Annotated in this window: 21 protein-coding genes; 14 read left to right on the top strand and 7 right to left on the bottom strand. The window is 41.6% G+C overall.

Annotation, left to right across the window (positions count from 1 at the left end; genetic code table 11):
- Window positions 1-27: 27 nt before the first annotated feature.
- Together BFP97_RS18835 and BFP97_RS18830 are read left to right on the top strand one after the other, a co-directional pair.
- Complete coding sequence (locus BFP97_RS18835) at window positions 28-1,071, top strand: kelch repeat-containing protein (RefSeq protein ID WP_170827512.1); 1,044 nt, start codon at window positions 28-30, stop codon at window positions 1,069-1,071.
- Complete coding sequence (locus tag BFP97_RS18830) at window positions 1,017-1,490, top strand: hypothetical protein (RefSeq protein WP_069843901.1); 474 nt, start codon at window positions 1,017-1,019, stop codon at window positions 1,488-1,490. The genes BFP97_RS18835 and BFP97_RS18830 overlap by 55 nt, the downstream gene beginning before the upstream one ends.
- A 23-nt stretch (window positions 1,491-1,513) precedes the next feature.
- Here the strand turns inward: BFP97_RS18830 and BFP97_RS18825 are convergent, their stop codons facing one another.
- Both BFP97_RS18825 and BFP97_RS18820 read right to left on the bottom strand, forming a co-directional pair.
- A complete protein-coding gene (locus BFP97_RS18825; protein WP_170827511.1) occupies window positions 1,514-6,604 on the bottom strand; it encodes a C25 family cysteine peptidase in 5,091 nt (1,696 codons plus the stop codon).
- Window positions 6,594-7,784, bottom strand: a complete 1,191-nt coding sequence (locus BFP97_RS18820; RefSeq protein ID WP_255399518.1) for a PorV/PorQ family protein — start codon at window positions 7,782-7,784, stop codon at window positions 6,594-6,596. The genes BFP97_RS18825 and BFP97_RS18820 overlap by 11 nt, the downstream gene beginning before the upstream one ends.
- Before the next feature lie 256 nt (window positions 7,785-8,040).
- Here BFP97_RS18820 and BFP97_RS18815 point away from each other — a divergent pair, with 256 nt between their 5' ends.
- The 6 genes from BFP97_RS18815 (at window position 8,041) to BFP97_RS18790 (ending at window position 14,376) form a co-directional block, all read left to right on the top strand.
- A complete protein-coding gene (locus tag BFP97_RS18815; protein ID WP_069843898.1) occupies window positions 8,041-8,373 on the top strand; it encodes a PadR family transcriptional regulator in 333 nt (110 codons plus the stop codon).
- Between the two features lie 6 nt (window positions 8,374-8,379).
- Complete coding sequence (locus tag BFP97_RS18810; RefSeq protein WP_069843897.1) at window positions 8,380-10,845, top strand: PspC domain-containing protein; 2,466 nt, start codon at window positions 8,380-8,382, stop codon at window positions 10,843-10,845.
- Window positions 10,846-11,020: 175 nt separating this feature from the next.
- Window positions 11,021-11,602: an RNA polymerase sigma factor gene (locus BFP97_RS18805; RefSeq protein WP_069843896.1), complete on the top strand. Its 582-nt coding sequence runs from the start codon at window positions 11,021-11,023 to the stop codon at window positions 11,600-11,602.
- On the top strand, window positions 11,592-12,416 hold the full coding sequence (locus BFP97_RS18800) for a hypothetical protein (protein WP_069843895.1): 825 nt from the start codon (window positions 11,592-11,594) through the stop codon (window positions 12,414-12,416). The genes BFP97_RS18805 and BFP97_RS18800 overlap by 11 nt, the downstream gene beginning before the upstream one ends.
- Window positions 12,417-12,439: 23 nt before the next feature.
- Complete coding sequence (locus BFP97_RS18795) at window positions 12,440-13,318, top strand: outer membrane beta-barrel protein (RefSeq protein WP_069843894.1); 879 nt, start codon at window positions 12,440-12,442, stop codon at window positions 13,316-13,318.
- A gap of 110 nt (window positions 13,319-13,428) precedes the next feature.
- Window positions 13,429-14,376: a hypothetical protein gene (locus BFP97_RS18790; RefSeq protein WP_069843893.1), complete on the top strand. Its 948-nt coding sequence runs from the start codon at window positions 13,429-13,431 to the stop codon at window positions 14,374-14,376.
- Between the two features lie 53 nt (window positions 14,377-14,429).
- On the opposite strand, the gene BFP97_RS18785 is transcribed toward BFP97_RS18790, so the two are convergent.
- Window positions 14,430-14,939: a hypothetical protein gene (locus BFP97_RS18785; RefSeq protein WP_069843892.1), complete on the bottom strand. Its 510-nt coding sequence runs from the start codon at window positions 14,937-14,939 to the stop codon at window positions 14,430-14,432.
- Window positions 14,940-15,006: 67 nt separating this feature from the next.
- Here BFP97_RS18785 and BFP97_RS18780 point away from each other — a divergent pair, with 67 nt between their 5' ends.
- Genes BFP97_RS18780 through paaD form a run of 5 tightly spaced genes read left to right on the top strand, consistent with a single transcriptional unit; the run spans window position 15,007 to window position 18,458 of the window.
- Window positions 15,007-15,588: a TetR/AcrR family transcriptional regulator gene (locus tag BFP97_RS18780; protein WP_069843891.1), complete on the top strand. Its 582-nt coding sequence runs from the start codon at window positions 15,007-15,009 to the stop codon at window positions 15,586-15,588.
- A 3-nt stretch (window positions 15,589-15,591) separates the two neighbouring features.
- Window positions 15,592-16,578, top strand: coding sequence for a 1,2-phenylacetyl-CoA epoxidase subunit PaaA (gene paaA / locus BFP97_RS18775; RefSeq protein WP_069843890.1), 987 nt, complete (start codon window positions 15,592-15,594; stop codon window positions 16,576-16,578).
- Between the two features lie 6 nt (window positions 16,579-16,584).
- Window positions 16,585-17,205 carry a phenylacetic acid degradation b gene (locus BFP97_RS18770; RefSeq protein WP_069843889.1) on the top strand — a complete coding sequence of 207 codons (621 nt, stop codon included), beginning with the start codon at window positions 16,585-16,587 and terminating at the stop codon, window positions 17,203-17,205.
- Window positions 17,202-17,957: a 1,2-phenylacetyl-CoA epoxidase subunit PaaC gene (paaC, locus tag BFP97_RS18765; RefSeq protein WP_069843888.1), complete on the top strand. Its 756-nt coding sequence runs from the start codon at window positions 17,202-17,204 to the stop codon at window positions 17,955-17,957. Before BFP97_RS18770 ends, paaC begins: the two co-directional genes overlap by 4 nt.
- A gap of 6 nt (window positions 17,958-17,963) precedes the next feature.
- A complete protein-coding gene (gene paaD / locus BFP97_RS18760) occupies window positions 17,964-18,458 on the top strand; it encodes a 1,2-phenylacetyl-CoA epoxidase subunit PaaD (protein WP_069843887.1) in 495 nt (164 codons plus the stop codon).
- On the opposite strand, the gene BFP97_RS18755 is transcribed toward paaD, so the two are convergent.
- The 4 genes from BFP97_RS18755 to BFP97_RS18740 form a co-directional block, all read right to left on the bottom strand.
- On the bottom strand, window positions 18,455-19,216 hold the full coding sequence (locus tag BFP97_RS18755) for an alpha/beta hydrolase (RefSeq protein ID WP_069843886.1): 762 nt from the start codon (window positions 19,214-19,216) through the stop codon (window positions 18,455-18,457). The genes paaD and BFP97_RS18755 overlap by 4 nt on opposite strands.
- A 38-nt stretch (window positions 19,217-19,254) precedes the next feature.
- Window positions 19,255-20,220, bottom strand: coding sequence for an L-histidine N(alpha)-methyltransferase (gene egtD / locus BFP97_RS18750; RefSeq protein WP_069843885.1), 966 nt, complete (start codon window positions 20,218-20,220; stop codon window positions 19,255-19,257).
- 1 nt (window position 20,221) lies between these two features.
- Entirely contained in the window at window positions 20,222-21,493 is a 1,272-nt protein-coding gene (egtB, locus tag BFP97_RS18745) for an ergothioneine biosynthesis protein EgtB (protein WP_069843884.1), read from the bottom strand.
- A gap of 135 nt (window positions 21,494-21,628) precedes the next feature.
- Window positions 21,629-22,720 carry a ferredoxin--NADP reductase gene (locus BFP97_RS18740; protein ID WP_069843883.1) on the bottom strand — a complete coding sequence of 364 codons (1,092 nt, stop codon included), beginning with the start codon at window positions 22,718-22,720 and terminating at the stop codon, window positions 21,629-21,631.
- A gap of 204 nt (window positions 22,721-22,924) precedes the next feature.
- Here BFP97_RS18740 and purB point away from each other — a divergent pair, with 204 nt between their 5' ends.
- On the top strand, window positions 22,925-24,268 hold the full coding sequence (gene purB, locus BFP97_RS18735; protein WP_069843882.1) for an adenylosuccinate lyase: 1,344 nt from the start codon (window positions 22,925-22,927) through the stop codon (window positions 24,266-24,268).
- Window positions 24,269-24,282: the final 14 nt, after the last annotated feature.

The following is a 24,282-nucleotide window of genomic DNA, read 5'->3' as shown; positions in this document are numbered from 1 at the left end:
TTAAGAATGGTTGGAAATCATAAAATCATGGCGCACCTAATTCTAATTCCCTTCATTCTTTTGATGGGTTGTGTGAACAGCACCAATAAAGAGAAATCATCTGTTGAGCAGAGCAGCGAGTTGTCTGTAAGGAATGCTCATTCTATGGCTTATCATGCCAAAGACTCCCTCACATACCTTTTTGGCGGAGCCGACCAAGAGCAAGTGCTATCAGATTTATGGGTCATGGAAGATACTGATTGGCGGAAAATTGAAACAAATGATGGCCCTCAACCAAGAACTTTTGCTCCACTAATCTATGACAGCGAAAATGACCGGCTCATTCTGTTTGGAGGTAGCAAAGTCTTATTCGGAAAGACTACTGACCCTCAAAACCTTCTGAATGACACCTGGCAATTCAAGAATAAGCAATGGGGAAAACTCATTACAAATAATGCCCCATCACCGAGAGCTGAGGCTGTAATGGTATATGACGAAAGTCGAAATACAGTAGTCCTATTTGGTGGCTACAACATTCAAGACGGTAAGTATATTAAGCTGAATGATACATGGGAATTCCATGACAATGATTGGCATATGATTTCAACCGCAGGTCCATCTGAACGACATGGTATTTCTATGGCCTATGGTCCTGAAGACAAATCCGTTATTCTCTTTGGAGGCAGTACCATTGATAAACAATATGGCGAATCCGGTGGCGAAACCTGGCAATGGAATGGCGAAGCATGGGTCAAGCTTGAAATTAGTCAACCGCCAGGAGTGTTTAATGCACCCATGGTTTATGACGAAGCAGAGGGAAAATTCATACGCTTCGGTGGATGGAATGGTAAATCAAGGATTGATGAAACCTGGTCGTTCCTCAATAATGAATGGAATAAGATTGAAATGAGTATTAGTCCATCACCAAGAAACCACAGCGCCATGGTCTATGATGAAAAACAAAAAAGAACAGTGCTATTTGGCGGTCATGATGGAGAAAATGTATTTGGAGACACTTGGATATACGCTGATCGCAAATGGAAAAGAATCTCAGAATCCAGACCTATTATGAGAGTAAAGAATGGACATTAAGCCCTGCCCCAAATATGGATAAGAGAACAGAAAAAATTCGAGAAATCTTTGAGAACTCATGGAATGAGACGATCAAGATGTATGATGACTTGCTATCATATGATCAGTGGAAGTTTCTAGCCGAACTTCGCTGTTTCTTAGATGAACTTCAGAACTCAGGATTCAACAATGAATTCAGAATTGGAACATCAGTCAACAGACTTATATTTTCACGATCTGTGGATCACGGTTTGAGAGTTGACCAAAAGCAAATATTGATTGAACCATATTCTAATGGAAAGTATGATATAAAATTCTTTGATTTCTCATCTCCTGGAGACGTCATACGAATCTATGACGAGTTCACAACAGATAAACTTACTGGCAACAAACGCCTTCTGAACAACCTGAATAAATTAAGGAATACTCTTGTAGACTAACACGATATAATCCGTGTTTGACTCTACCTAATAATCACAATCTTCCCAAAACCATTATCAAAGGCTTTGTCTTTTGAGGTGGAGCGCCTACCCAGACTGCTACCATTGCTATGTTGGATTTGCACGCGATAGAGATAGGTACCATTAGCCAGTAAATCGCCAAATTCATCGCGTCCATCCCAGGCATACTCAGAAACATTGTTTCCAATACGCAGTGGCCCCAATTCATCCTGAGTAATTTCCCTTACCAGTTTTCCAGATACCGTGAAGATTTGAATCTTGATCTGATCGGGAATTTCGCTTCCTGTCAGGGTAAAAACAAAGCGGGTGCTTGTGGAGAATGGATTCGGATAAGGATAGAAATGCGTGACTGTAGACTCATTCACTACCTCAAAATTAATCTCATAAGGCCCAATACCGGCCTGGTTTCCTGAAGCATCCGTAGCATTCACCTGAAACAAATATTGACCATCTGCAAATTCATCGGGTTGATATGCTACTCTGAAATTCGAGTTTTCCGAGGCCGGTGTAAAGGTTACTCCAGGGTCAGAAAAGCTGATACGCTGAGGCTCACATCCGCTTTCACAAATTTCGGTCAGCGTCATTTCCACACCGAGGGTATCCGTTTTGAAGATGAAATTGTTATTGTCCCGTAATTCAATCTCAATCAGCGGTGTTGGCGAAATCACATCACCATCGACTATATATACTCCATCGAAGGTCACGTCCATGGAAGGACTCACCTCATCTCTGATCACGTTGAAAAAGGACTCCAATCGAATTACATTGTTATTTGTGAACTGTTCGATCTCATCTCCAAGATTGATCACCACTTCTAAGTCATTCAGGCCAATACGACCCGCTGTAGTGATCGGTAAATCAAAGGCCACCGTCTGACCTGCAGCTACCGGAGGTATCTGTGCAGTTTCAGTAGTCTCCTCATTAGATGTTTGATTGGTAAGAGTATATCTAATGTTCAGATTATCCTGGAAGTCATATTCGGAAATATTAGTAAACTGGAATGCTGCACTGAAAGGCTCTCCCTCCTCTAATTCGATATCCTGATTGCGATCGTTCTGTAGTGTTATAATTCCCTCAGGAACACCCTGGTAACTTACCGACCACTGATCCAACTGGGCAGGAGTAGCTGAAACTCTATCCACCATATTGACATAAAGCCTTACAAAAGGATATTGATTAGGATCAATGCTACTCAGGTCTACTTCATCCACACTGTTAACAGTAAACAGCGTCACTTCCGTACCATCCAATTGTCGACCTCTTACTTCAAACTCCACTTCGTCTTCAGCCGGGTCTGTAATAATACTCTTTATCAACCTTCCCCACTGACTGACTGGGCCAATTACCGGTGAGAACACCGTTCCACTATCGGTGCTCGCGTTTATGGTTGTTGAAAAATTAATTTCTGTGGTTGATGCATCTGGTTCGGCCCCTGCAGGTACTCCTTGAATAAAATCAGCACTTCCCTGGGCAGCTCCCTTAGTCCCAAAAATGATCAAAGGATCACTGTCTGAGGAAATAGTATTCAATGCAAAAGTCGAGACTCCAACTCTGCCGAAATCAGCTTTTGTTTCATCATCCCAATTACCAAATAGGGCAGATCCAATTGTAAAGAAGAGCACTCTATCTCCATCATCCATCCCATTGATGTATTGACGGAGAAGTCTCTGATCGCCTGTTGTATTGACATCACTGAACATGGCTGGAGTAAACCTATTGATAAACTGAGGTGTCACCCCACAGTTCAATGGATCTTGCGTTTCAAACTCTTGCCCTGGTGTTTGCAAGATCAAGTAGGGCCTACCACTATCTTTATTAAAGGCTATGGCATTAATAGAATTGGTGGCACAAAAGCGATTAGGTTCATTGCTAAACAATGAGAAACCATCGATTTCTATGGTAACATCCAATGGCCTTCCTCCTGAAGGGTGGTTATCACCAAATGTAGCCACGTCTATTGTAGTTGAGGTTCCCGCAAAAATCCAGGAGTCTTGATCCTCTCTTTTACTGAGAGATGATAGGCTAAGTTCTTCAAACTGATCAAACTCAGTCTGTGCCCAGCCTTCTGTTCCGTTTTCAATAAATGTAAATGTGGAATTCGTCCAAGGCTGGGGGTCATCTGCTAACTCTTCTTCAAAAATACTTCTCCAATAATAGCGTATCGTGTCATTGACAGTGGCCGGAAGTAATTCAACATCCCAGGTTGCCAATCCTTTCCCCGTTAAGGTTGTCGTTTGCAGGTAGGGACTGTCAAAGGTATTCACAGTATCAAGTTGCACCCTGAATGTCTTGTCATTTACTTTTAGGTCTGATGACTGAAGCACCAAACTAATATCTGTCTCACTAATGGTAGAAAAGTTGGCTGGAGCAGTATTAAAAGTACCAGACGCTGTAAAGAAGAAAACACTTTCGGCCGTATTGTTTAATTCACTTCCTTCATCCACTTTGTTTTCCAGATCAAGGAAAACCTCAAACTTATTTTCGCCAAAGACATCTAAGCCTTGATTACTTATCTCATAGTAGACGGTATCTCTGTTTCTAATTGCGGGTACTTCTATTTCGGGTAACTCCAAGACCCTGCCATCAGAAAGTGTTCTTCTAACGGTTACTGTAACAGGTTCTGTAGTAGTTCTTCCCGCATTGTTAATGACAACACCAAGGTTAAAAAACTGTGTAGTAGATGTAATCGGTCTACCATCTATTGATTCTCTGAAAATATCTTCTTCACGAACGATATAATCCACTTTATCATGCGCAAAAACCTGAAGCGCTGGATCACCCTGAAGCACGGTCTGTTCTACCGCTGCAAAATCCGCTTCATCAGGCAAAAAGCCATTGAGCTGCCTTAAGATGGTCTGTTGTTGAATCTTACCGATCGACTGCGTCATATAGAGCGTATCCGACATAACCTCATAGAAGTTTTCGGTATACTCTTCCAAGACATTTGGAATCCCGACATCACTATGCGCTAGAAAATTAACCGCTCCTTTATCTTGAGCACCAATCCAGTTTTCTCCAAAAGATGAAAAGAAGAATATCTCACCTCCACGACAGCCATTGACTATAAACACCGGGTATCGACCTTTATTATCATAACCTGAATTAGGATCCGTTACATTTCCGATATCGATATCTGTGAACCTGGCAGAAGAATGACCAAAAAAAGTAACAAAGCCAGTTCCTTTATTGATTTGCTCAGAGATATTGAAGTTTTGAACAGCATTGTTATTACTTTTTGAAAGGTTAGTCACTGCCGCTCCCAAATAATCATCTTCTACAACATCTTTAAACTTGTCAATGAAGAACCTGAATCGATTCAGCTCATTAGTATTCAAGCCGCCACTGAGCTGAATGAAATTCTTTGTCCAGGGAGAGTCCTTCAAAGTGGCTTCCTTCTCCTTCGCTTTGTCAAGATAGTATGCCACATTCGCTGGTTCCGTAACCGAAAGTCTTCCTACCGGGAAAGCTGGAAAGTGTGCTCTGCCATCAAGTGCTTCCACATACATAATATCAGAACCTGGAGCCCCCATGGTCGGCACTAATTCTCTTCTGGATGTCGCCAGTGGATCGGATAAGCGCTGAGACCTAATGTCTACCCTGCTTGATTTACCAATGATGAACAGATATTCGGGAACACCTTGTGCGTAAGCCGAAACCATAAACCTGCGTATCGCTAAAGGAGTAAATTCTCCATATCCAAACTCGTCATACAAGTCAGGGGCATCGGCATAAAGCACGTTAAAAGTCCCCCCTTCCACTGATGATCTATAATCTACATAGGCTTGAACAGGGTCATCATACAAGCCCTCAACCGGTTGCTTCAAATAGGGGTGGGAAATAATATAATAGTTGTAAGGAGAAAGGTTCTGGAATTTGAAAGTTACCGGTTCAACACTAGGCTCGACAATACCATCTGCTCTTTTTAAGAAGAGCGTTTTTCCATTAGCATCATTTGTCACTCCGGCAGTAAAAGTATTCGCTGCAAGCTGTCCTGAAATTCTCTTGGGACTCCGATAATCAGAAATATCATAAAGCCTGACATCCCCATCAACATTAGATATGGAAACACCCTGATTTCCTGTTGCCGGATTCAGATAAACCCGCTTGTCCTGAGACTGGGCATCTATCTGCTGTGGGTATTTTAAAGTGATAAAACCAACTGCTATTCTATCATCAATTTGAACATTGGGGTCACCAGAACCAAGAACCTCCACCCTGACAATAACTCGGCCGTTGGCTACGTCACTCCACTCTATTTGAGTGTTCACGGTTCCGAAATTGCTATAAAGTATCTCAACATCTCTCCTTACCAGTCTCAGATTATCCGTATCAGGTCCGACATAAACAGAGGCTCTGTGCTGCACATTATTGAAGCCAACAATTTGCACAGTCAGCTGAGGTTTACCCTGACTTTCATCTTGTAAGTTGATTCCATTCAAGGCTACGTCAAGAAAATTCAGGTCTCTGGACAAGCCAAAGTCATTGTACATAATTTCACGGCTCATAAACATTTGACCTCGATCGTAAAGTGATCTTTTGACTTCTCCTGTTGGATTACCGATATCGTAGTATTGTCCAAAACTGAATTTGTTGGTTTGCACATTCAATATCTCTTCAGTATGAAGACTCACTTGAGTCAAAGGGCTTGGGTCAATATTCACTTCTTCCATTCTTAAGCCTGGCAGACTTGATTCGGTCAAAAAGAATGAAGTAGTATCAGAAAAGAGGTTGTAGTACTTGTGAATTTGATCGGCCGCTCGATAAAATAATTCTGTGTCTTGAGTACCGTCATTTCGTCTACCGTAAAATTCGATAAAGTCACTGCCATCGAGCACACCATCACCACCATCTTCTATATGTATTGCCACCTCATTTCCTCTATGGAAAAGCTGAAGGTTAGCCAAATTCAAAGTATTTAGGTCAATGCCAGCAGTCTGCAAAGCGGCTGGTGTTAGGCGATGGATATCATCGGAGCCTGTCTTGATTTTAAAATAGGTCTGATTATAGTCGATCCACTCGTTCCCTTGACGCTGCGCCACTACAGCGATATTCACGGTTAACAGAAGGAGAAAAAGTAAAAGCTTAGTTCTCATCTTTCGCCTCCCTCTTTTTAACCCTTCTTTTGTTACGAGCATAAATACCTGGCAGCGCTTCTAACGAATATCGAATAGAAAAAACATGTGAATACGGAGATTCAGCTACGTTTCCAATATCCGTAAGGGCATAGTCGATCGTGAAGTCGTCCAGTTTCACCCCCATACCCATATTAGGCTGAAAGCTCCAAAAAGTGGATTCTGAACTGGCATCGCCTGTCGAAAAGTCTTTCACCCTTTGAAAGTTGCCAAAACCCATTCTAAGGAAGAACTTATTTTCATACCCGAACTCAAAGCCCATCTGCGGATCGAGCGAAGACAACTTACTTGACACCAACACGTTTCTGCGACCATCAAATGTGAATACGAGATCGGCAGAGGCCAGCATACTAATTTTGTCCGAAAGCGTGAAAGTTCGAGATGCACCAAAAATCATTTTCGGCAAGGTCAACTCGAGGGTATTACTAGGCAGTGAATTGTTGGTTTGACTGAAGGAAGACCTTAGAGCTTCCTTATCAATGGACCATGCATTAAATGTGGTAGAGATGTCTCGAATCATTAAGCCAAAATCCCAATCATTGAAACGATACTTAGCGGATAAATCCAGACCAAAGCCCCAAGCTGTTGCAAACGCACCAATTTTCCTTCTGATTACTTTGAAACTCGTACCGAAGGTAAGTCCACCGCCTTCGACAAAGTCCTCACCCCCAATGAAACTCACACCCCTGGCATAGGACAGAATAAAAGCTACATCTGATGTACTGAAAAACTGAATCCGGCTGTAGTCAATTCTACCCTGATCATCAAAAAGCAATCTCGTATCTGGAATATCATCTATCCCCAATCGGATTATGGCAAGCCCTAAGTGGCTGTCCGTATCAATGGCCATGGCTGCACCGACATAATCGTAATTGGCTACTCCGGCAAAGTAAGCCGCATGCTGAAAGGCAAATTGATAGCGATATTCAATATCTGTGAGAGCAGCGGGGTTCCAATAGGCAGCAGTAACGTCATCAACCACAGAGGTCATGGCATTTGACATTCCGAGTGCTCGTGCTCCCACCCCAATAGAGAGAAATTCATTACTGTACTTTGGCGTAGTTTGGGCCAAAGTATCAAACGGGTGAAATAAAATAGGGATGAGTAGTGCCCCCCAGAAAACTCGAAATAATGATCTCAAAACTGCATTTATCAGCACTAGTACACTTCAAAAATAATTATACCTACTCTATCAAACGAATTTTCTCTTACAACTTATTGAAACGACTACTTTTTAACATAAAAGGGTCATTTCGCTATCATTAAGACCGATTTACCGAGCTCCTCGGAACAATAATACACTACAAGGTAATATTTTTTATATAGTACTATGCAACACATAGTACCTTTTTTCGTATGTTTGCATTACAAGGTCAACATCTTAAAAGAAAAACAAGATGAATTTAGAAAACACTCAGGTGCAAATGCGGAAGGGAATCCTCGAATTCTGCATTCTGAACATTATTTCCAGAGGTGAAGTGTATGCATCGGATATGCTAGAAGAACTGACCTCCGCCAAAATCATGGTGGTGGAAGGGACGCTCTATCCTTTGCTCACAAGGTTGCGGAAGGCCGGTTTGGTCGACTATAAGTGGGTAGAATCAAATTCGGGACCACCGAGAAAGTACTACACCATTACAAATTCTGGACAAGAGTTTTTATCAAGTCTCGGCAGCACTTGGCAAGAACTCGTCACTTCAACTTCTCAAATCATCTCAAATACTAAGTAAGCGGTCATGAAAAAGAACATAAGCATAAACATAAGCGGCATCATCTTCCACATAGAAGAAGACGGTTATGATAGATTTAAAAAATATCTAGACTCCATCAATCGATACTTCGCTTCTTATGAAGACAGTGAAGAAATTATAGCCGACATAGAAAGCCGTATAGCAGAGCTCTTCTTAGAGAAACTTGATGAGAATAAGCAAGTCATATCCAATGACGATGTAAATGCACTCATTAGCACCATGGGTCAAATCTCGGATTTCGAGGCCATGGAAGAAGAAGCGGACTTTGCTCAAGCTGACAATAATGAGCCTAAAGCGAAAAGCGGTTCGAAAAAGAAAACGTCTGAAAAGAAACGTGCGCAGAGATCTGACGATGCTCCTCGAAGATTTGAGAGAGACACTAGTAATCAGCTAATAGGCGGTGTTGCCTCTGGTCTGGCGCACTATTTCAATATTGATTCCATTTGGGTCAGAATTCTTTTCATCGTATTTCTACCTACAGGCTTATCGCTATTCGCTTATGTAATTTTATGGATAGTGATTCCAGGAAATGACAACCTGGTTATTAACGAAAATGTAAAGAAACTCTATCGAGATCCTGATGATAGGGTACTTGGCGGTGTAGCCTCCGGTTTGGCAAACTATTTTAGAACGGATGCCATAGTTTTCCGGATAATCTTCATCGTACTCACCTTCGGGGGAGTCGGCATCTTATCATACATTATCCTTTGGATCATTGCTCCAAAGGCTAATTCGCTTACAGACAAAATGCAGATGAAAGGTCAAAAAGTGACCCTTTCAAACATTGACTCCAACATTAAGAAAACCAAAGAGGAAAACCTTAATCCAAAAGATGAGAATACTTTCACTACGGTATTATTATTCCCTTTCCGTTTGGTTGGAAGAATATTCAGTGCACTGGGCAAAGCACTCGCGCCACTCATGCTCTTCATTGTAGCGGCTGTGAGAATTTTCACCGGAGGTATTATTCTAATTGTTGGTCTTTCTGTAATGTTCTCCTTGTTGGTTACTGCTGGAGTATTAATGGGACTTTATAATGGAGATTGGTTCTTCTATGGAGACGAGTTTACTTACTTCCCTTACGAAGTCTTTACCAATACTTTCCCTGAGTTGGGCGTACTCTTTGTACTTACGGCCATATTCATTCCATTCCTCTATGTCTTCATTGCAGGTATCACCATCATCGCGAAAAGAAGAGTGATGAGCAGTTCTGTTGGCTGGAGTATTCTGGGCATCTGGATGATAGCCGTTGTAGGTTCTTTTGCTTTGATCCCAAATGTCATTAGAGACTTTAGAGATGAAGGCTACTATGAGGAATCTGAAGTAATCAGCATGGAGGCTGATACCCTCTTGCTTGACATCAATGTGATCACCAATAGAGGTTATGACTCTCGCAGATACCGAAGTGATACTCAATATGAATGGGAATCAGAATTCACAGATCTGGATTTAATTGCCAGTAGAGACGGTGAATTCAGCATCAAAAAGAGATTTCATGCCAGAGGCAGAAACATAAGAGATGCAGAAATGAATGCTCAGGATGTTAGTTACAACTACACTGTGGAGGGTTCAAAGATCACTTTTGATTCTGAGCTCACTTTCGATGATAGAGCAGAATTCAGGTTCCAGGAAGCAGACGTCACCCTATACATTCCGAAAAATGTTCCATTCAAACTGGAAAGGGATATGAGCTTGATTCTACATCATTTCAGCTATCGCTATTCATGGTTCCAAATCTACCGGAACACCTGGATGTTCAACGATAATGGAAGGTTAGAATGCCTTACTTGTGAAGCAACAGGTACAAACCAAAGATCCAGAAGTAGCAACAGTAGCTATAGTCGTTCACTGAATGTGGAAGCCTTTTCCAAAATCGAAATTTGGGACAACATGGACGCAAGCTTTGCCATAGACGATCAATATTCGGTTAGTATCGAAGGGCCACAATCTAAAGTCGAGAGAATATTGGGGAGCGTGACTAGTGACAAGCTTGTTATCGATGAAGACGGAACCGGTGGTAATTGGTCAAATGTAAAAGTATATATCACAGCTCCGACCATGGACCGAATTACATTGAAGAATGGTGCCAAACTAACGATGGAAGCGAAAGACATTCCTTATCTGGAGGTCAGGACTGATGAAGATTCCAGGTTCTCAATAGATGGATCGCTGGATAAACTCGACCTAAAAATCATGGGTGAGTCCCGTGTCGACATGTCCGCCACGGTCGATAAGCTAGAGGCACTTGTTGTAAAGAAGGCGAGACTCTACGGATACGAGGCCATCATCAGAGAGGCTGAAGTTGAGACAGGGTCTGAGGCCAGAGTCAGAATCAATGTCAGCGATTATCTGAAAATTCGTGCACTTGGTTTTTCATCTATTCGCTACAAAGGAAATCCTGAAGTAGATATAGAAGAAGAGGGCAACTCAGCAACCATTAGCAAATACTAACCCAAAGGTCATGATTAATGGAGGTGAGAGCATTCTTGCCTCCATCCTTTTACCCATTAAACCGTCATTAAGTATTACTTTTATATAGGGATGCAGCCTTTAGAGAAAAAAAATCTCTATTAGGGTGCAACCCATTTTATCATTCATACATCTACCCTGTGTAGTCAACCAAAAAATGCTTCAAATCAAAAGGTCAAAATCTGAAGAGAAGCTTCTCGAAGAATGCCGTAAAGGCGACAGAAAAGCGCAGCGGGATCTGTACGAAAAGTACTCATCCATGATGTTCGCTGTATGCCGTAGGTATATCAGCGACAGCTCTGAGGCAGAAGATGTTTTGGTTTGCGGATTCACGAAAGTGTTTACCAAAATCGACCAGTTTAAATCAGAAGGAAGTTTTGAAGGCTGGATTCGAAGAATAATGGTCAATGAAGCACTCTCCTACATCCGCAAGAATAAGAGCATGTATTTGGAGGTTGAGATTGAAAAAGCTGAAAGAGAACCTGATTACCGTCAGATTCAGGATCAGCTAGAGGTGGAAGATCTACAAAAGTTAATAGATCGACTCCCCTCAGGTTATAAGACCGTTTTCAATTTATATGCCATAGAAGGCTTTTCACACAAGGAAATAGCAGAAAAGTTGGGAGTAAGTGAGAACACTTCGAAGTCTCAACTAAGTAGAGCAAGAGGACACCTACAAAGACTCTTGATCGAAGCTGAAGAATATTTGAATGATAAAAGAGTAAGATATGAAGGGTAACAAAATCGATGAATTATTCCAGAAAGGACTTTCATCCAATAAAATAAGCGCACCTTCAACCGCTTGGGACCAGATTGAAACCCAACTCCCTACTAAGTCTAAGAAAGGCATTTATTTCTGGGTTAGCATAGCTGCTTCCATCCTATTGGTTTTCGCTTTTGGCTGGATCATGATTAATAAATCTGACAGCGAAGTGAGCACCAAGAACGCGCTCAGTCAGAAGACTGAAGTCAAAGAAGAGGCTAATAAGAATGGTCAAGAGGCTCCAGGGGAAGCAAAGCCTGCAATCTTGACACCTGAAGAGCTTAAACCTCAGGAACTGGTAGCTGAAGCAACGGCTACTCCTGAAGTAAAAGAGGATGAGTCCAAAGTGACTCAAATTCAAGAAGAGACTGATGAAGTAGTGCCTGCTATTACATTGTCTGTAGCCAATGAGGAGTCAATAGTTGCGCGCGAATTTATGGAACTTAAGATGATCGAAGTTCCGAAAAGACTTGCTCCGAAATTCTATATCTCCGAGCGCATGGCTCAAATGAGCCTAATGATCGATCCATCTATCGATTTAGATTCATTCATAAAAAGCAATCAAGTGGTTGCCGATTTACCTCAGAAAAAGAAACGCTTTAGTTTACTCAGTGGACTAGTCACTGTGGCCAAAGGTGTGAATAGCGGAAAGATCGGTTTATCAGAAATGAGAAAGTCCAAGAATGACTTCTTCAATAACGACCTTAAGTATGGTAGTGCTGAAGGAGAAGATGATGAAGATCTGGACGATGATCTCGACAACGAGGATGACAATCTCGACAAAAAGTAATCAATAACTCAAAATCTATAAAAATGAAAACTATCTCTAAACTAGCCATGGTGCTAATGCTGGTCACATTATGCCTTAGTCAAGTCAATGCACAAGATTTGGCGGCCAATTCTCATCTCGAACGTCTTGCGGTATTATCCGAAGTGAACGAGTGGAAAACGGAAGACCTTTATAAGGAAGAAGTACAAAACCGTTACAAGGACGACATCTCGATTACCAGAAGAAGTCGTAGAAGTAGACGTATCAACGGCTTTTGGGACCGCGAGTGGGGAATCGACAAATACTACCCTAGAAGAGGAACCGAAAATTTCGTCAACGTTTACTTGGGGCTGAACAATTACCTTCAGGATGACGAATTACCCAATAGCAACTCTCTATTGAGTCTTCAACCCTTATCATCATGGTACGCAGGAGTGAACTTTGACAACGTAACACACGTGTTCGGTCCACTTTACCTAGACTGGGGTGCCGGTGTAAGTATCCAAGATTTTAGCTTCGAAAATACCAGAGTAAGAGTCCTTAAGGGAGCAAACGACATCACGTTTACCGAAGACACGAATGTTTCGGGTAGAAAGAGTAAGCTCAGCATGAGTCACATCAATCTCCACTTTGTACCTACCATATCATTTGGTCGATACAGAGCCTTTAGAATAGGTTTAGGTGGATATGCCGGCTATAGAATCGGGGCTCATGCTAAGTACAAATACGATGATGCTGAAGGAGATAAGCAAAAAGAAAAAATCAAGGACAACTGGTTCATTAACCCATTCAGATATGGTGTTAGAGCTACAGTGGGTTGGGACTTTTTCGACCTTTTTTTCAACTATGATCTAACAGAATTATTCGAAGATGATGTGAATGCCCCAAGGCTAAACCCTGTCACTTTCGGAGTAATATTTTAAACAACAGTTCAATAACTCAAAACGATTAGACCCGTTGGCCTGGTGCTCATACCAGACGTAAGAGCATCAGCCAACCAAGGTCAGGTCTGATCGACAAAATTCAAACATATATGAAACACGTATACAGAATACTACTGATTTGCGCCATAGTAGGGTTTTCAGCTCAAACCGCTGACGCCCAATGGCGCTGGGGAAGATACAATGACTTCGAGCGACTCGATACCATTGTGAGCATTCCTAAGTACAAAAGCAACAGCTTATATATTTCAGACAATGACTTCTATCTCAGATTTGGCTTTTTAGGCATTGAACTTGAAATAGAAGATGATTGGGACAGAGATTGGAGAAGTAGAAGAAGAAGATCAAGAAATGTCGAATATTATGAGCAACACGATCATGGTACTTTAAAAGGATTAAACTTTGAGTATGGCCTAGCCAACTTCCTGGATGACGGAGAATTCCCTTCATCAAGTGATCTTTATCAGGTAAAGCCTATAGGCTCAACTTTTGTGGGCATAGGCTGGAACCGTATTTCATATGTTTCAGGCTTACTATACCTTGACTGGGGTGGTGGCCTCACTTGGTATAACTACAAGTTTGAGAACGCTGCAACACGTCTTGATCCAAATGGAGGGCAACTCAATTTTGTAGAAGATCTGACAATCAATAGTGCCATTAAGAGTAAGTTGAAAGTCACTTATCTAAGTTTTACAGCGGTACCAATGTTCGACTTCGGTAGAGGAAAAAGACTCGTCAGAGTCTATGAAGAAGATGATGTGAGAATAGCAGCAAGTACTAGAAGAGGATTCCGAATTGGCGTGGGACCTTATGTTGGTCTGCGGCTAAGCAACAAGGCCAAATATATCTTTAAAGATGATGACGGCAGAGACAAAGTCAAGGACAAAGGAGGCTTCTTTATAAATGATTTTAGGTATGGTATGAGATTGCAAATTGGTATTGATGGCTTTGATATGTTCGTCAACTATGACATGAACGAACTTTTCGAAGATGGTCGCGGACCTCAACTGAACCCAGTCAGTATTGGTGTGATCTTCTAAATTACTAGACACTCTTCAAAAAAGGCTTCAACATATATATGTTGAAGCCTTTTTTATTTGGGCGTGCCTGATTTCAGCATCCAATCCTTTTCGTCACCTTTCAGGCCAAAGAACTTCACGAAGTAACGCTCGCTAGGTCGGTTAGATGTGATGAGCAATAGAAACACTGTAAACACCAGCGCATAGACCATGTCGCCTTTTTCGTATAAACCATAGGCACCTATACCAGCACCAAGGGCCCACATCAAATTTCTATAGATAATAGGCTTACGGACGGCAGACATCTTTGCGTCTAATTCCTGCGTTTTATCCAAAGCCCTTAGGATATCTCTTTTCCAGGTGGCCGTTGTTCTCATTAGAATATAACCAATACCGATGGCCATTACACTATGAAACATGACGTCAGTGTTTTCGAAGAATGTAGCCCTCAGCCCACCTACCTTCTCTTTTTCTAAAAAAACCCAACCGAAAGCGATCAATGGCAATACCAGAAAAAGGTATATGATCGATTCTAATGATTTTATAAACTTTGTTTTGTCGAAATCGGAGTCTCTCAGTTTCATATATTTAGTCAATATTGTTCAAAACAATAATTTGCTAACGAACGTTAGTATGTTTACCTTTGGATGAATGGAAATTCTAGTCAAAAAGAATCGAAAGCAGCAGATCGAGGAAAAGGCTACAACCCTTTTTAGAGAAAGAGGTTATGCGGCCACTTCCATGAGAGATCTTGCTCAAGTACTCGGTATAGAAGCTGCTAGTCTCTATTCTCACATCAAATCTAAAGAAGAAATTCTTCAAAAAATATGTTTTCGCATGGCGGATGAATTTTTTGAGGCATGGAAAAGTGTTGAGTCAGAGCAAAACAGTGCATCGGCCAAAATGAATAAGGCTGCCATAGCGCATGTAAAGGTGATTACTAAAAACACCGATGCATCGGCAGTATTCTTTAATGAATGGCGGCATCTGAGTGAGCCTTATTTAAGCGATTTCCTAGCGATGCGCGATGACTATGAAGGCAGATTTATTCAAATCATAAAAGATGGTATTGCTTCGGGCGAGTTCGAAGTGGTAGACGAAAAATTTACAATGCTTGCCATTCTGTCCTCTCTCAACTGGACACATAATTGGTACAAACCAGAGGGTTCTCTTACACCAGAAGAAGTAGGTGTTAAACTCTCTAATTTAGTTTTAAACGGCTTAAAAAAATAAGATATGTACGGAGGTGGAAACGTATTCGAAACGATGAAAGCCACGGCCTTGGCCGAGGAAGATCCGATCAAATTAGCTGAATTTGAAGCTAGAATTGATCGGGGAGAAAAAATTGAACCAACCGACTGGATGCCGCAGCTCTATAGAAAGCAGCTCATCCGCATGATTGAGCAACACGCTCACTCTGAAATCATAGGTGCGCTACCGGAGGGAACTTGGATTACAAGAGCTCCTGGATTCAAAAGAAAACTGGCCCTTATGGCCAAAGTGCAAGATGAGGTCGGTCATGCACAATTGCTTTATTCTGCGGCTGAAACACTCGGCAAACCAAGGGAACAAATGATTGAAGATTTGATTTCAGGTAAATCAAAGTATTCAAACATATTTAACTATCCGGCATTCACGTGGGCTGATTCATGCTTCATTTCGTGGTTAGTAGACGCAGGAGCAATCGTTAATCAATTGGCTAACTCTAAAGGGAGTTATGGACCTTATTGCCGAGCCTTAGAGCGTATCTGTGCCGAAGAGTCCTTTCACCTAAAATACGGACACCACTGTGTGATCCACCTAGCTACAGGTACAAAAAAGCAGCGTGAAATGATGCAAGCCGCTGTCAACAGATGGTGGGCGCCTATGATGCACTTCTTCGGCCCATCGGACAAAATTTCTGTTCACTCAGAGATTTTAATGCGCTGGAAAGTAAAAATGGCGTCTAATGACGAGTGTCGTCAGCAGTTCCTAGACATGTACGTACCTAAAATTTGGGAACTTGGTTTAACCATTCCGGATGAGAACCTGAAAAAGAATGAAGCCACAGGTATGTGGGAATTTACCGAGCCTGACTGGGAAGAGTTCAAAAGAGTCATTAATGGTGATGGCCCTTGCAACAAGGAACGTCTTGCCGTAAGAAGGATGGCCGAAGAGAGAGGTAGATGGGTGAGACAAGCGTTATTGGCTCCTCAGGCAAAATATGTTACTCCACTAGCATAATCACGGATGTTAAAATCACTCGACCCAAGAGTTAACAGGTTGTCCCTGCCAGAAGAGTTCGAAACTCCAATGGCTAGCAAAGAGCAATTGGATCAGTTTGAAACTTATCAAGCCTTTGTACAGACTAAGGAAGGTAAACCTTTTGAACATGCCGGAATTGTGCATGCTCCCAATGAAGAAATGGCATTCCTTTTTGCTAAAGAGCAATTTAGTAGAAGAGGCATGTTCTGTAATGCACTCTGCGTGGTTAAAACAGAATTAATTCAGGTGTCAAATTTCACTGATAACCAACAAGATATCTATGATACTTTTGAAGGTCAGTATTCAGGCGATACTTCTGAATCGTTTGAGGTATTTCATCTTTTAAAACGCGGGAAACAGCATAAATACATTGGTAATGTACAGGCCAAGGATTTTGAAGATGGCTTGCTAGCAGCCAAGGAGACATACCCAAGGAGTAAACCGGTATTCAACGTATGGATTACCAAATCTGAGAACATTTTGATGTCTGACGAAGAAGATGTAGACATCTGGAATACGCTGAAGGAAAAGAAATACCGCGATGCTATTGACTATAGAGCAGCGGATAAGATCAAAGCATTTAAAGAAGAACAAGCTCAAGGATGAACCAGGAAGCAATCAAAGACTTATTGTACAAGATGGCCGATGATCAGTTGATCCTTGGCCATAGAAATTCTGAGTGGACAGGTTTTGGCCCACTTTTAGAAGAGGATATTGCCTTCTCATCAATGGCGCAAGATAAAGTGGGCCAAAGCTGGCAGCTTTATAAGATCTTGAACGAGCTGGGTGAATCTGACCCTGATACGGTAGCATTCATGAGGAATGCGGAACAGTTCCATAACTCGCAGTTCGTAGAACTTCCGAATGGCGAGTATGACTTCAGCTTAATTAGGCATTTTCTGTTTGACACTGCCGAACTGATCCGTTTCCAGATGTTGGCGGATTCAAGTTTTGAGCCATTAGCCAACTTGGCAAAGAAAATCAAAGGCGAAACCAAATACCATAGCATGCATGCTAAGATTTGGATCAAGCAATTAGGTTCGGCTACGGAAGAAAGTATTTCAAGACTTCAGAATTCATTGGTAGAAGCGATGCCCTATGCTTTAGGCTTGTTCGAACCTTCAAAGTTTGAGCAGGATTTGATCGACTCCAGAGTCTTTGCTGGAGAAGAAGCCCTCAAGGGCCAATGGAAGAATGCAGTAATTGATGTAATCTCTGAAACGAGTTTGACACTTCCCAATATGGAAAGCCTCACTCCTGTCTTTGGTGGCCGTTATGGCGACCATTCCGAGCATCTTCAACCTCTACTGGACGAAATGTCTGAGGTATTTAAAGTAGATCCAACCGCTGACTGGTAATTGAATATGGAAACTCAGGGTCTTACAAAGGGAATTATCAAAGAATGGCTGGATGAGGTCAAAGACCCGGAAATCCCTGTACTTTCCTTAAATGACCTTGGAGTCATTACGGGTATTGACATTGATTCAAAGGGCAAGGTTACAGTGGATATGACACCCACCTTTACGGGCTGCCCAGCCATGGATGTCATGAAGCAAGATGTCCTAGATGTCTTGGAAAAAAGAGGCGTTACAGACTATGATGTGAACATCTCTTTCGAAACACAATGGAACTCAAATATGATTTCTGAAAAGGGTAGAAAGGCATTAAAAGACTTTGGATTAGCACCTCCACCACAGCATGACATGATTGTGGATATTGACATTATTGAGCGGGCAAGTTGCCCTCATTGTGGGAGCGAGAATACGGAAATGAAAACTCCTTTTGGCCCTACGCTATGCAGATCAATGCACTACTGTCACAACTGCCTGCAGGCTTTTGAACAGTTCAAACCCCTCTAGGTACCAAAGAAATAGATTAAGGCGTCATCAAGTAGTGGTTGCCAATTTCTCCAATTGTGCCCTTCATCCACCTCTATATATTTAAACTCGTACTTCTTGAGTTCTAAACTTTCTTTGAGTCTTCTCGCATGTACTTCGGTATCATTTTTCGAGCCAGTGCTCAGAAATATTTTTACTGGCAAAGGTTTTCTCATTTCATAGTATCGATAAATGTCTGGCACAGGATGTAAGGCCGGAGACTGGATACCGAGCATATGAAAAACATCTGAACCCTTAGCACCGAAATAAGTGGCATTGAGGCCCCCAAAAGAAAGACCCATAATCCCTCGATCCACCTGGCGATCGCTCACCTTATAGGCTTCTTCAATATGAGGTACGAGCTCCTTTCGATAGAAATCTACATAATTGTCATAACCTAAAAATTGCTTATTCCTTCGGTTGTCCTTCAGGTTATGTGGGTCCCTATTATCTACAAACACTGCCACAATAGGCTTGATCTTGCCCTGTGTAATTAAGAAATCAATCTCTTCGTGCATTCTCCCACTCTCGATATACCACTGACCATCAGTCAAGTAAATAACTGGCAAATCCGAGAGCTCATCATAATTGGGTGGTGTATATACCCTATACCACAAGTCGTAGTCAAGCACCCTGCTGGAGATAATTTGGTTATTACTAAGCGTTCCTTGAAGCTCAAATGACTTCGCATGTGATACCGAAAAAATGAAAAGCAGAATGACGATCAGATAGTTCTTCATGATGGAAAAGAACGAGCAAAGAGACTATTGGTTGCGTCTTACACCTTTCTCCAGAGGGAGTCTACGAAGTACTGATTAGAATCAACAAAGTTTTGAACAATCTCAAACCCTGCTTCCGAAGCATATGCTTCAATCATTTTTCGGGAGTACTTCTGGGAAACCTCTGTATGGATTGCCTCCCATGCATCGAAAGAAAATGACTCATCCAAAGCCTCAATATAGACCGTCTGGGCTTTCTTTGAAACAATATGACTTTTGGTTTCTCCCGTAAGTGGATCATAGGTTGGGAAATGATCGAAATCATCAATGTTGAAGTCGGCACCCAGATCATTGTTAATTCTAGTTAGCAGGTTAAGATTGAATGCCTTGGTCACCCCCTCCTTATCGTTGTAAGCGCATAATATCTTTTGAGGGTTCTTCATCAAATCAAAACCTATCAAGAGCATGTCTCCAGAGGAAAGGTTTTCTCCAACATGAGTTAAAAAATCAACTCCAGCGGCTCTATCAAAGTTTCCAATATTGGAACCTAGAAATAAGACTACTTCTTTTGAGGTATCATTCGCTGCAAGGGCTTCAAGTGCTGAAAAATACTCCCCTACTATAGGCTCTACCTTTAAAGAAGGTAGCTCTCCCTTAAGGTCATCCTTCAGTTGTTCAAGTACGCTTCCAGAAATATCTATGGGCGAATAGGTAAATGGAACTCCTTCATTCAGGAAGTGCGCTAGTAAAACTTTAGTCTTTGTGCCATCACCCGCGCCTAACTCTACCAATCGAAAACCTTCATCTTCTCCTAAGAACGCCTTTAAAATTTCCTCTTTTTGGCGAACGAAAATTTCGAACTCTGCACGTGTTAGATAATATTCATCAAGGTCCATGATCTTTTGGAACAGGGCATCCCCTGTTTCATCATAGAAATACATAGAAGGTAAGGTCTTCGGTGACGACTGAAGTCCCGATTTGATATCTATTGCAAAGGCATTTAATGCCTCTTTGGTCTCGCTCATACTATAATGTCTCCGCTAGTCTTAGGCCTGTGAACTGCCAACGTAAATGTGGATGGAAAAAGTTTCGATAAGTAGGTCTTATGTGATTTTTCATGGTAGCATAGGATCCTCCTCGAAGAACCATTTGGTTGATCATAAATTTACCGTTATACTCCCCAAGCGCACCCTCTACTTTCTGATAAAATGGATAAGGTTGGTAAGCACTGTTGGTCCACTCCCATACGTCCCCATAGAACTGATGATCACTACCAACACGCGGCATCGGCCTGAAGTGTCTCTTATCTAAAAAATTAGCAGAATCGGGTATTTCGGCTTGATACTTTTTACAAGCAACTTCCCATTCAAATTCGGTTGGAAGTCTTTTTCCTTTCCACTTAGAAAAAGCATCCGCCTCATAGAAATTGATATGTGTGATAGGCTCATTTGGGTTTACCTCTTCCAAACCTGCGAGGGTATAGTGCTTCCAAACGCCATCTTCTTTAAACCAATAGAAAGGAGCTTTGATAGTTTCTTTTTTGGCCCACTCAAAGCCTTCCATTAACCAGTGATTATGGTTTTCATAGCCTCCTGCTTCAATGAATTCGATAAACTCTCCCGCAGTGACAAGCCTATCCAATATCTGATATTCATGAAGAAAAACTTTATGCTTACCTTCTTCATTATCGAAATGGAAATCATCTCCTTCATACCCGATGTCATAAAGCCCTTCGGGAACTTTGAGGTATTTCTCGTCCAATTTTGGTTCTATTTCAGAACTATTGAAAGCCTTGTAAGTAGGAAAAAGTGGGTTTATACCTAGTATATGTTTGATATCATAGACTAACAGCTCTTGGTGTTGCTGCTCATGATGGATTCCAATAGTCAACACATCCGATAAGGCTTCGTCCAATTGACAATCCTGGAGGAAGTGCCTCATATGCTCATCGACATACTTACGGTATGCCATTATTTCATTCACCCACGGTCTGGTCAATGCACCTCTTTCAGACCTTACCCAACGATCTCCTTCCGTTTCATAATAGCTATTGAAAAGAAAATGGTAGTCTTTGTCAAAAAGTTTATAGTCTTTGAGGTGACTCTTCAAAATAAAGTTCTCAAAAAACCAGGTAGTGTGGGCCAAATGCCATTTCGGAGGGCTAACATCAACCACCGGTTGGACTACAAAATCCTCAGGTTGAAGAGGTTCACATATCTCTTCAGTCATCCGCCTCACTTCCAGATATTGTGTTAGGAGTGCATCGTTGTTTATTGTAATCTGCTCCTTCAGCTTCATTTTTATGATTTAATGAAAATCTGCCTAAAAGGCAAAGGTCAATTGTTATGCCTTAGACATCTATATGGCGAATGTGTTACAACTTTGGGGACAAAAAAACCCGAAGAATATCTTCGGGTTTGAAATCTTTTGAAACTAGCCAATCTCTATGACCACATCATCTGTCAGTGGATGACTCACACAAGGGAGAACATATCCCTCATTGATCTCGGCCTCGGATAAACCTTCATCCTCATCCATTTTAACCTTACCAGACAGGCATTTTCCTCTACAGGCTGTACATAGTCCGCTTTGACATGAGAAAGGGAGATCCACATCCTCGTCTAAACCTTTTTCCAGAATAGTCTCATCTGGCTCTACCGTATACTTGTACTCATCACCATCATAGATCACAGTGATTTCTCTAGCCACAAGCTCTCCGTCATTGGCATTATCTTCTTTAGCACTATCAGCAGCTGAAACAAAGCTTTCTTTTCTAACCTGGTTATCAGGAACACCTAGAGCAGAAAGGGATGATAGGGTCAAATCCATCATAGGGGTGGGTCCACAGATGAAGAATTCTGCATTACTCACATCAACTCCTTTCAGAACATTCCCAATAATCTCTTGGCTCAAATAACCCTCATGGCATTCAAATTCATCGGTAATTGCTTCAAGGACATGAACAACGTCAAACCTGACATCAGCACTCATCTCTTTGATAGCTTCATTGAATATAATGCTCTCTTTATTTCTATTGGCATAGACCAAAGTCACTTTTGAATTTGGCTCTTGATCTAGCGTTGACTTCGCGATCGACATGAGGGGAGTTATTCCACTTCCTCCTCCAAAAAGAACTATATGCCTATTATTCTCGCTAGCAAATTCTGTGGTGAAATTGCCGTTCGGCTCCATTAGCTTTATTGTGTCACCAGTACTGATCGAATCGTTTAAATAATTTGAAACAACTCCTCCTTCAACTCTCTTAACCGCAACAGCCGGGTATGCATCAGTATATGGTGATGAACAAAGCGAATAAGCCCTTCTTTCTTCTTTACCGTTGACATTGACAATTACAGTTAAAAACTGACCAGATTTATAGGAAAGTGTTTCACCTTCAGGTTGTTCGAAGTGAATACTCATCGCATCTTCGGTCTCACGAATTACCTCTTTCACTTTTAGGTTTAAAAAGCCAGTTTTCACTTCAGAAACCTTGTTTTCCTTCTTCTTAAATAAGCCAAATGCCATAGTCTCAATGCTAAAATTCGAATACTCTTTGCTTAACCATTCAGAGCAAGTATTAGTTTATAATTGCTCCATTTTTTGATCACGCAAAAGTAAGGACTATATCACAAGAAACGAAGTGATCTTAAGAGCATTAGCTGCTTTTAGAGATAGCACTACACCATTCATTTTGTATCTTTGGCCTTTCTCAGAAACGAATCGGATTTAATGGAATTAAATAGTCTAACGGCAATCTCACCAGTAGATGGAAGATACCGCAGAGTTACAACCAACCTAGGTGCTTATTTTTCAGAATTTGCTCTTATAAAATATCGAGTAGAAGTAGAAATCGAATATTTCATCGCGCTATGCGAAATACCTCTACCTCAATTGGAAGGTGTGGATCAGGGCCTTTTCGATGCATTGAGAAATATCTACAGGGATTTTTCAGAAGCGGATGCTAATTCCATCAAAGAGATTGAAAAAACTACCAACCATGATGTTAAGGCGGTTGAGTACTTTATTAAAGAGAAATTCGATCAGTTGGGCCTGAGTGATTTCAAAGAGTTTATTCATTTTGGGTTGACCTCTCAAGACATTAATAATACTTCTGTTCCATTGACATTGAAGAGAGGCTTACATGAAGTCATTGAGCCTGCCCTTTTAGAGGTCAATGACCTTATCAAGAATATGAGTCAACAATGGGCCTCAGTTTCTATGCTGGCAAAAACCCATGGACAGCCTGCTTCACCTACAAGGCTGGGTAAGGAAATGGAGGTTTTCAGTGCGCGGATTGATGAGCAGTTGGTTCAACTTGGTGACGTTCCCTTTGCTGCGAAATTTGGTGGCGCGACAGGCAATTTTAATGCGCACCATGTAGCCTATCCGAATAAAAATTGGATTGAATTTGGGGATCATTTCGTGAGTGAATACTTAGGTTTAAAACGAAGCCACCCAACGACACAAATTGAGCACTATGATCATTTAGCCGCATTGTTTGATGCGTTGAAGCGGATCAATACTATATTGATAGACTTCTCTCGAGATGTCTGGCAATATGTATCAATGAACTACTTTAAGCAGAAGATCAAAGCAGGTGAAATCGGATCTTCGGCCATGCCTCATAAAGTCAATCCTATAGACTTTGAAAATGCCGAAGGTAACTTTGGCGTTGCGAATGCACTATTTGAACACCTTTCGGCAAAGCTGCCTATATCTAGACTTCAAAGAGACCTGACAGACTCTACAGTACTTAGAAATGTAGGGGTACCGCTCGGCCACACTTTAATCGCTCTCAAGTCATTAGTAAAGGGTATCAACAAACTTGAACTCAATCAAGCCGCGATTGATGCAGATTTAGAAGATAACTGGGCGGTAGTGGCCGAGGCAATTCAGACCATTCTTAGACGTGAAGGCTATCCAAAACCATATGAAGCGTTGAAGGGCCTTACTAGGAAGAACACCAAGGTGACTGAGCCTACCATTAAGGAGTTCATTGAAACCCTCAATGTATCTGAGAATATCAAAAAGGAACTCAGGGCAATCAGCCCTTTCAATTATACAGGGCAATAAAAAAGGTCCTCCCG

Source organism: Roseivirga sp. 4D4 (genome assembly GCF_001747095.1).
Lineage (GTDB): Bacteria > Bacteroidota > Bacteroidia > Cytophagales > Cyclobacteriaceae > Roseivirga.
The sequence above is the reverse complement of the archived record's forward strand: the minus strand, read 5'-3'. Positions and strand labels throughout refer to the sequence as shown.